The 9,109-nt window shown below is 45.9% G+C and carries 8 protein-coding genes; 6 read left to right on the top strand and 2 right to left on the bottom strand.

Annotation, left to right across the window (positions count from 1 at the left end; translation table 11 throughout):
* The first annotated feature begins 127 nt into the window (after positions 1-127).
* From thiO to GPLA_RS14200, 6 genes are all read left to right on the top strand, one after another.
* Positions 128-1,303: a glycine oxidase ThiO gene (gene thiO, locus GPLA_RS14225; RefSeq protein ID WP_007105633.1), complete on the top strand. Its 1,176-nt coding sequence runs from the start codon at positions 128-130 to the stop codon at positions 1,301-1,303.
* Positions 1,297-1,494: a sulfur carrier protein ThiS gene (gene thiS / locus GPLA_RS14220; RefSeq protein ID WP_007105632.1), complete on the top strand. Its 198-nt coding sequence runs from the start codon at positions 1,297-1,299 to the stop codon at positions 1,492-1,494. Before thiO ends, thiS begins: the two co-directional genes overlap by 7 nt.
* Positions 1,495-1,496: 2 nt before the next feature.
* Positions 1,497-2,282 (top strand): thiazole synthase, encoded by a 786-nt coding sequence (locus GPLA_RS14215; protein ID WP_007105631.1) that lies wholly within the window; start codon positions 1,497-1,499, stop codon positions 2,280-2,282.
* 3 nt (positions 2,283-2,285) lie between these two features.
* Positions 2,286-3,866 (top strand): thiamine phosphate synthase, encoded by a 1,581-nt coding sequence (thiE, locus tag GPLA_RS14210; protein WP_007105630.1) that lies wholly within the window; start codon positions 2,286-2,288, stop codon positions 3,864-3,866.
* On the top strand, positions 3,863-5,071 hold the full coding sequence (locus tag GPLA_RS14205) for a HesA/MoeB/ThiF family protein (protein ID WP_007105629.1): 1,209 nt from the start codon (positions 3,863-3,865) through the stop codon (positions 5,069-5,071). Before thiE ends, GPLA_RS14205 begins: the two co-directional genes overlap by 4 nt.
* Before the next feature lie 61 nt (positions 5,072-5,132).
* A complete protein-coding gene (locus tag GPLA_RS14200; RefSeq protein ID WP_007105628.1) occupies positions 5,133-5,510 on the top strand; it encodes a VOC family protein in 378 nt (125 codons plus the stop codon).
* 29 nt (positions 5,511-5,539) lie between these two features.
* Here GPLA_RS14200 and GPLA_RS14195 read toward each other — a convergent pair whose 3' ends face one another.
* Together GPLA_RS14195 and merA are read right to left on the bottom strand one after the other, a co-directional pair.
* Positions 5,540-7,210 (bottom strand): ATP-binding protein, encoded by a 1,671-nt coding sequence (locus tag GPLA_RS14195; protein WP_193362949.1) that lies wholly within the window; start codon positions 7,208-7,210, stop codon positions 5,540-5,542.
* A 452-nt stretch (positions 7,211-7,662) separates the two neighbouring features.
* Positions 7,663-9,102: a mercury(II) reductase gene (gene merA, locus GPLA_RS14190; protein WP_007105626.1), complete on the bottom strand. Its 1,440-nt coding sequence runs from the start codon at positions 9,100-9,102 to the stop codon at positions 7,663-7,665.
* Positions 9,103-9,109: the final 7 nt, after the last annotated feature.

Raw genomic sequence — 9,109 nt, 5'->3', positions numbered from 1 at the left:
CTCAAGAAGTACGCGAGTACTCAGCGGATCTGAAAAGTGCCGAGATTGAAGCCGGCATGCAGCAAAAGTCCGCGGAGTTTACCGCTTCAGGCGCACAAATTTACGTTGCTCAAACGGATTAATAACGATGAGCCGCAATCAACGGCCTAATATGCGTATCGCTATAGTCGGGGCGGGGATCATGGGGCGCACATTGGCTTGGCAGTTATTGAATCGCCGTGAGCCTGTGGCCCTAACCTTGTTCGATCAAGACCCGATCCATACTGGTCGTGCTGCCGCGTATACTGCTGCAGGTATGTTATCGCCATACAGTGAACTCGAAAGTACAGAGCTTGCTGTGTTTCACATGGGGCTGGCATCATTACAACGCTGGCCTGATGTGATTGCCAGTCTGCGGCAAAGCAACCCCAGTGCTCTCGACTTTTTCAACCGGGGCACTATGGTGGTGGCGCATCAACAAGACCAAGTGGATTTTCAGCGTTTTACTACTCAGCTTACGTCGAAATTACCCCATTGCATGAGTGATGACATGGGTCTGCATGTGCAGTCTTTAAATCAGTCACAGGTTAATAAGCTCGCCCCAGAGCTTGCAACACGCTTTGCTCATGCGCTGTATTTACCGCGTGAGGCATGGGTAGACAATCATCAAGTGATGGCGGTATTGGGCGAATATTTGTTAAAAGCCGGTGTCGATTGGCAGCCAAACAGCCTTGTGAATCATATTGAAAATGCCTCCCTTGCTTTGATGCCTCCCGGTGCAGCTGTGTATTTGTCATCGGCTAAACAGACCTTTGATTATGTTATCGATTGTCGGGGCCTGGGGGCGAAACAAGATCTCTCTACGCTGGATGCTCAGAGCCTGCGCGGGGTACGCGGTGAAGTTATCACGGTGCATGCTCCACAAGTTAAGCTACAGCATGCTGTTAGGTTGATGCACCCAAGATACAAACTGTATATCGCCCCGCGCAGTCATCAGCATTTTGTTATTGGCGCCAGTCAGATTGAAAGCGAAGATAATGGCCCAGTCACTGTGCGTTCGGCCCTTGAACTCCTTTCGGCTGCCTATTCAATTGATGCTGGTTTCGCTGAAGGACAGATTATTAATATGTCAGCCAATTGCCGCCCAGCGTATAGCGATAACTTACCAAAAATAACCTGCGATCAGCGCGTGATGCATATTAATGGCCTGTTTCGACACGGTTACTTATTGGCGCCTATCTTGGCGCAACAAGCGTGCGAAAGGGTATTTAACCCAGACTTTGCATCGCCTTTTACCCAACTCATACAGGAGGTTAGATGTTAACGATACTTTTCAACGGTGAGCCCTATCAGGTCAGGCATGCAGCACTGTTACTGGTGTTAGATGAATTAAAAGTGTCTGGGGTATGTGCCGTGGCGGTTAATGGCCAATTTGTCCCCAAAATCGAGCATGAGAACGTAACGCTTAACGACAAAGATACAATTGATGCGTTTACGCCTATGCAAGGGGGTTAACGATGAGCTGGCAACTGGCTGATACGACACTGCAAAGCCGCTTTTTAATTGGTTCGTCTTTGTACCCTTCACCGCATATTATGCGTCAGTCTATTGAGGCGTCGGCTGCAGAGGTCGTTACCGTATCATTGCGCCGTCAATCACCTGAGCATAAAGGCGGCAATGCATTCTGGCAGCATATTCAACGGTTAAACTGTCATGTGTTGCCCAATACCGCTGGCTGCTATAGCGCAAAGCAAGCGATAGACACTGCCAACATGGCCAGAGAGGTGTTTGCCACTCACTGGATAAAGCTCGAAGTGTTAGGGGACGAATACAATTTACAACCTGATCCTTTCGCCTTGCTTGAGGCCACCAAAGAGCTTATTTCACAAGGGTTTGAAGTATTTCCTTATGCTACCGATGACCTGGTATTAGCTGAGCGATTAGTGACTGCTGGGTGCAAAATTGTGATGCCTTGGGGTGCGCCTATTGGCACTGGAAGAGGGCTAATAAACCCGTATGCCCTTAAAACGCTGAGAGCAAGATTGCCCGATACCACACTCATTGTTGATGCAGGTGTGGGGGCGCCGTCCCATGCAGCCCAAGCGATGGAGATGGGTTTTGATGGTGTGCTGTTAAATACGGCCGTCGCAGAGGCAGGGGATCCTGTGCTTATGGCCAGTGCATTTCGAGATGCCATTATGGCTGGCAGGTCAGGGTTTGAGGCAGGGGTGATACAACAACGTGATTTGGCTAAACCCAGTACGCCTGTGCTCGGTACGCCATTTTGGCATCAGGAGCCCTGAGTCATGAATGTAGTGAATTCAGTGAGCAATCCAGTTGCGTTAACAAATAAAGTGTCGTTAACAAATAAAGTGTCGTTAACAAATAAAGTGTCGGTATTAACCTTTTCTGGCAGTGACAGCGCTGGACTGGCCGGCATGCAAATGGACAGTAAAGTGCAACATGCCTTTGGTGTTCATTGTTTAAGTGTGCTCACCGCCGTCACCGCGCAAAATAACCAACACACTTTTTTAGTACAAGCTGTTGGGCCACAGATGTTTGCGGCGCAACTAAAAGCGGTCGCAGTATTCACCCCAAAAGCGATGAAATGCGGATTGGTTGCCAACGTTCAACAGGCACAATTAATCATTGATACGCAAAAAAAACTCGGAATAGCGCTGATTTGTGATCCCGTCAGCCATGCAACCAATGGTGGTGCCTTGAATAATGAAGCCGAACTTGACGGGGAAGGCAACAGCAACAAAAGTGTTCAAAATTTATTGCTGGCGCACAGCACTTTATTTACCCCTAATATTCCAGAAGCAGAAAAGCTGGTGGGTTTCGCGATCAAAGACAGTTTTCATATTATCAAAGCAGCCAAAGCCTTACTTAAAATGGGTGCCCAAGCAGTCTTGATAAAAGGTGGTCACAGATTGAATGACGAAGGGATTATTAAAGATAACCCATCGACCTACAGCCAGGATTACTTTCACAGTGTCCAGAACCAGTTTTGGTTACAGAGCGACAGCATAAACACACTGCATACCCGTGGTACAGGCTGCGCGTTAGCCTCGGCGATCGCCAGTGGTATCGCATTAGGTTATTGCCTGAAAGATGCCGTGGTTATGGGTAAAATGGCCATTACGCAAGGTCTATTAAATGCTCAGGGAGTCGATGGTGAAAAAGGCGCTGTGCAGATTAATCGCGTCCCTGATACCCAAGTCAGTTTACCGCGCTTAATTTGTGCGCAAACGCAAACCCAGGAAAATATGCCATTTCCGGATATTGGCGATACACCGCTGGGGTTATATCCGATTGTCGAACGTGCAGCTTGGCTTGAACAATTATTACCTTTAGGCGTGAGCACCATTCAATTGAGGGTAAAAGACTTAATCGGTCAGGCGCTTGAGGATGAAATCTGTTTAGCCATTGCCATTGCCACACGCTACCAATGCCGACTGTTTATTAATGATTATTGGCAATTAGCCATTCAGCATGGGGCCTATGGCGTGCACCTAGGCCAAGAGGATTTAGCCGAGGCGCAAATACAGCAAATCCGCCGCGCTGGGTTGCGACTGGGCATTAGCACCCATTGTCATTTTGAGGTGGCGAAGGCGCATGCTTACCGACCGTCATACATAGCGTACGGGCCAGTATTTCCCACCAAGAGTAAAGACATGCCTTGGGTGCCACAAGGTGTAAAGGGGTTAGCCTATTGGCAAAAATTGCTCGATTACCCACTGGTTGCCATTGGTGGCATTGACCTGGAAAGCGCTAAGGACATTCATGCACTGGGCGTGTCAGGCATCGGGATGATAAGCCAAATTACCCAAGCTCAAGATCCTATTGCCGTCACAAATGCACTGCTGGCGATTACCCGCTCGTGAGTATATTTAGCTCAGGAGAATGGCAACAATATCAGCGTCATGTGCAATTGCACGGCGTGGGCGTTACCGGTCAGCAACGCTTAAAAAATGCGAGGGTTTTGATTGTCGGCGCAGGCGGCTTAGGGTGTCCCGTGGCACAATACTTAGGGGCGGCAGGCGTGGGGCATATCACTTTGATGGATAATGACCTTATTACCCAATCAAATTTGCACCGCCAAGTGTTGTTTGGGTATAACGATATTGGCCAAGCCAAAGCCCAAGTCGCGGCTAATCGTTTGATGGCGAATAATCCGTTTATCGAGGTGCAAGCAACGATAGATCATTTGAGTGCACACAAGGTAGCTGAGTTAGTGGCGGGTGCGGATATCGTGCTCGATTGCAGCGATAATTTCGCGACTCGCTTGTTAATCAATGACGCTTGTGTGCACCAAAAAAGACCTTGGGTGTATGCCAGTGTGTTGGGTTTTAGTGGCCAAGTTGCTCTTTTTACACCTAAAACGGCCTGTTTTCGCTGTGTATTTCCCGAAATACCCGTAGACGTGCCTGATTGTAATGCCGCAGGTGTGCTCAGTACCGTGCCGGGGTTATTAGGCACGCTACAGGCGAACACCTGTTTGCACTTTTTACTCGGCGCAGGAGAAGCGTATGAAGGTAATTTACAGCTGTATGACGGTACGCGTAATCAATTCCGCTCCATTGCTTTGACGAAAAACAAACAATGTGCTTGTTGCGCCTCCCGTTCGCCGCCTCCAGAAGGTAAGGCTCGTCTGAAAAGATTGTCACATTATCAGCCACAACAGGCTTCTTCTCAGATAGTTGCTGAAGCGATAGGTTCGCTCAACCTAAACGCGATTGACCTGAGTTCTAAGGACGGCGAATTGCGCCCAGATGTATTCGTGCAACACCTAACCGATACCGATAATGCGTTATTGCTTGATGTGAGAAGCGAGTCGGAACACCAAGGCTTTAATATTGGCGGGCGTTGTATCGGCCTTGACGCTGATTTTATTAAAGCGGTCAGCGAATTATGTGCCGAGGTTAATCGTCCTATATTTGTGTATTGCCAATCTGGAATACGCAGTATAAAGGCCGGTGATACGTTGCGTTTGGCAGGCTACGTTGAGGTTTATACCTTACAAGGTGGATTAGGAGAATTACTGACTCAAGAGCCTCTAATTAGAAAGATTTCTGCCGTGCGAACTTGATTAACCTCTTTATACCGACAAAACTTATTACTCATTACGATAATATGACGAGAGATAAATAATGGGTAATCCAGTGGGTTGGTTCGAAATTTATGTAGATGACATGCCTCGGGCGAAAAAATTTTATGAAGCGGTATTAGATGAAACATTAACGCCATTGACTGATCCAACAGAGGATCAAGCGCAGATGTGGGCATTTTCCTCTGACATGGACACCTACGGTGCATCTGGCGCGTTAGTAAAAATGGCCGGTTTCACCCCAGGGCGAAACAGTACCCTAGTTTACTTTGCATGTGATGACTGCGCCCATGAAGAGGCCCGTGTCGAGCAAGCAGGTGGATGCATTGAACGCAGTAAGATGTCTATTGGGGAGTACGGTTTTTGTACCTTAGCGCTAGATACCGAAGGCAATATGTTTGGGTTACATTCCCATCAATAGCATTAGTAAACGCGAAAAAGGCATAGTCGCTAGATCGTAGGCTGATATTTCAGCAACACCGTCTTTAAGTCGTCGATGTCTATTGGTTTTGTAAGGTATTCGTTCATGCCTGCGTCAAGACATTTTTCGCGTTCACTATTCATCACGTTTGCCGTAAGTGCCGCGATGGGAATATTAATAAATAGCTCGCCCGCATCGCCTTTTCGTATGCGCTGTGTTGCTTCGTAGCCATGCATGTTTGGCATTTGGCAATCCATCAGTATCAGATCAAATGGCGTGGCTTGGGAATACGAAAGCATTGAAAGCGCTTCAAGCCCGTCATTCGCAACAAAGACTTCAACTTCCAACCCTTTGAGAATAGCAAGCATGACCTCTTGATTAATGAAATTATCCTCAACTAAGAGTACACGTAGATTGCTAAAAGATTGGGTAGTATGAGGTTTTTCTTTTGTAACGAGCGTCGAAATGGGGCGCGCAAGCCTAATTGAGAACTCGAAGGTAGAACCTTTACCTAATTCACTTTTTACGCTTATGTCCCCGTCCATTAGTTCACAAAGCTGCTTAGTGATTGACAGACCAAGACCGGTGCCACCAAATTTTCTAGTGGTTGACGTATCAGCTTGGGAGAATGAGTCGAAAAGAAAAGGTAATGCCGCTTCAGACACGCCAATACCCGTGTCGGTTATGACCACAGTTAAGCGCAGATCTTCCTTGAGCGTAACCAAATCATACTGGACCACAATATTGCCCGATTCGGTAAATTTAATGGCATTCGACAACAGATTATTCATCACTTGGGTAATTCGGTAAGGGTCACCTAGCACGTTCGTTTTTGCGGACTCATTTTTCACAAGTTCCAGTTTTAAACCCTTATTCTGCGCGTGAAAATGTTGGTCGTGGATTAACTCGGTAAAAAACTTTTCTAAATCAAACTCCACCAATTCGATCGTCAACTCGCCGACTTCTATCTTTGAGAAATCTAGAACGTCGTTGATAATAATCATGAGTGACTCGGCGCTACGCTTGGCTGTGGCAATATAATTTTTTTGCTCATTAACCAGTTTTGTTTGGGATATAAGCTCGATCATACCAATGACACCATTCATCGGTGTTCGAATTTCGTGACTCATGTTGGCCAAAAACGCGCTTTTCGCCTCAGTTGCGGCTTTCGCTTCCTGCTCATGTTGTATCGCAAGATCTCTCTCTTGCTCAAGCTCTAGTTGTTTTTCGACTAGTTTTTTGCGCGCCAGATGGGCAAACCAACTAAGTAAGGTACTCATTGCCATGGCAAAGAAAAAATGTTGGATTAAGGCCATTTCGAGCACGACGCTGATGGTTATCCATCCTATCCAATTGAATAAAATCGAAGCAAGCCAATGACTACGATTTGACAGCACTATACCTGATGCGATGATCGTCACGAATATGTTGGTGGAATGTTCAGGGGCTTGTGACAACCATAAATGTAGAAAGCTGTTTGAGCTTGCCAACAACAATAACAATAGAATAATCAAGCTTTGCCGTTCAGGTGAAATCTTAGCTGTGCTAACGCCTACGGCTAAATTTATAATCGCCGTCAATAAGGTCATGGCACACAGGAGCCACTTAAATGATTCTTGCAGAACAAAAAAATGCGCTAAGGTCAGTAAAAAATAGAGAAAAGCGAAGAAATAAGCTACGGGCTTAAGTAGGCCGGTCATTTCACGAGTCTGTTTTATTGCAAATTTTTGTCGATTCAAAAGGGACAATCACTTAAGTCTATTAATTGAGGTTAATATTAGAATAATGTCAGCTTATTGTTAGCATATACTTAAGTCGTAAATTGACTCAGGTACCGAAACAAGCAAATTCACGCCAATAATTAACATGCTAACAGCCGAATAACGTTAAAGCTTAAAGCGCAAGGATAAGCATCTTTTAATTTAAAATCCATATATAGCGGGAATTGCCACGGCTCAACCTGATTACGATTAGACTTTTATTAAATCTGACGGTGAATTATGTGCCACTTGCGGTCTTTTGAAAAACCATCAAATAGAATGAAAGCTAACTTTCATAGTCGAATTTAAAATGGAACGCTTAAGGTTTTTGCTATTTGAATCCGAATATTAGGCGTTCCATAGGTTAAATAAAAACGTAATTTACTTGGCGATTAACCTGCGCAGCAGGATAGTTCTTTAACATCCTTGCTAAAGGTCTGAGCACAGAGCTTTAAACCTTCAACCATGGTCAAATAGGGAAATAGTTGCCCCGCGAGGCCATTTACCGTCATATTATTATGCATTGCCAGAGCTGCACTTTGGATTATTTCTCCGCCTTCATGGGCGAGTATTTGTGCGCCAATAATTTTACCTGTTGCTTTGTCAGCAACCAGCTTAATGAAACCGTCGGTCTCAAAATTAGCTAATGCTCGTGGTACATTGTCCATGTCTAACACGCGACTAATGATCTCATACCCCTGTGTTGTAGCTTGCTCCTCGGTTAAGCCCACCGTGGCAACCTGTGGGTCTGTGAAGATAACAGCGGGCATTGTCGATAAATCGAGTTTCGCATCACCCCCTGTCATATTAATGGCTGCTCTACTGCCCGCGGCGGCGGCTACATAAACAAATTGTGGCATGTCAGCGCAGTCACCCGCAGCATAAATATTTGCGGTCGATGTTTGCATTTTATTATTAACAAGAATGGCACCACTATTATCCGTTTCAACAGCAACATTTTCTAAACCAAGCTGAGCCGTATTTGCATGACGACCTGTAGAGACAAGTAATTTGTCCGCTTTTAATATCCCTGTATTAGTGTCTAATGTGAATGAACGTCCGTCATAGCTAATATCGTTTGCTTGGGTGTTCTTTAGCACGCGAATACCTTCCTTTTCAAAGCATTCAGTCAGCTTCTCGCCCAGTAATGGGTCTTCAGCGTACAATAACGTATGACGTGCCAATATAGTTACCTCGCAACCTAAACGAACATAAGCTTGAGCAATTTCAATAGCGACAACAGAAGAGCCAATCACAATTAAACTGTCTGGCAATTCTTCTACCAATAATGCGTCTGTTGATGTCCAGTAGGGCGTACCTATTAGACCATTAATTGGTGGGATAGTCGGGGTAGCACCTGTCGCAATTAATGTGCGGTCAGTGTGAACCTCTACGTCTGCTCCGTCTGAATCCCTGACAAGCAAAGTATTTTGATTTTTGAAACGCGCATAACCCTTCAATAAGGTTATAGCTGGATTGTTATCGATAATGCGTTGGTACTTGGCACTGCGCAACTCTTCCACGAGAGCAGTTTGTTGCGCCGCTAGTAGGGAGCGGTTAATTTTTGGTTGATTATCGGCAATTCCGTCAAATGGGTTGGCACGTTGCTGGTGAGCCAATTGTGCTGCACGGATCAGTATCTTGGACGGAACACAACCAATATTCACGCAACAGCCACCTATGATATCTGCACCTTCGATCATAGTGACGCTTGCGCCATTTTCAGCCGCCTTAATAGCACATGCGAATGCACCAGAGCCACTGCCTATAATCGCAACATGTAGCTGGCCTGATTCAACTGAGCTGAAAGTATCGTTATTATTACTAGGCATTATTTAA

This window comes from Paraglaciecola polaris LMG 21857, assembly GCF_000315055.1.
Taxonomy (GTDB): Bacteria; Pseudomonadota; Gammaproteobacteria; order Enterobacterales; family Alteromonadaceae; genus Paraglaciecola; species Paraglaciecola polaris.
Note: the sequence above shows the minus strand (reverse complement) of the source record. Positions and strands in the feature narration are given on the sequence as shown.

What these genes read in the sequence shown, in the direction of transcription:
- thiO (WP_007105633.1), top strand. Translation starts at nt 128, where the DNA reads ATGAGCCGCAATCAACGGCCTAATATGCGTATCGCTATAGTCGGGGCG.
- thiS (WP_007105632.1), top strand. Translation starts at nt 1,297, where the DNA reads ATGTTAACGATACTTTTCAACGGTGAGCCCTATCAGGTCAGGCATGCA.
- GPLA_RS14215 (WP_007105631.1), top strand. Translation starts at nt 1,497, where the DNA reads ATGAGCTGGCAACTGGCTGATACGACACTGCAAAGCCGCTTTTTAATT.
- thiE (WP_007105630.1), top strand. Translation starts at nt 2,286, where the DNA reads ATGAATGTAGTGAATTCAGTGAGCAATCCAGTTGCGTTAACAAATAAA.
- GPLA_RS14200 (WP_007105628.1), top strand. Translation starts at nt 5,133, where the DNA reads ATGGGTAATCCAGTGGGTTGGTTCGAAATTTATGTAGATGACATGCCT.
- GPLA_RS14195 (WP_193362949.1), bottom strand. Translation starts at nt 7,210, where the DNA reads ATGACCGGCCTACTTAAGCCCGTAGCTTATTTCTTCGCTTTTCTCTAT.
- merA (WP_007105626.1), bottom strand. Translation starts at nt 9,102, where the DNA reads ATGCCTAGTAATAATAACGATACTTTCAGCTCAGTTGAATCAGGCCAG.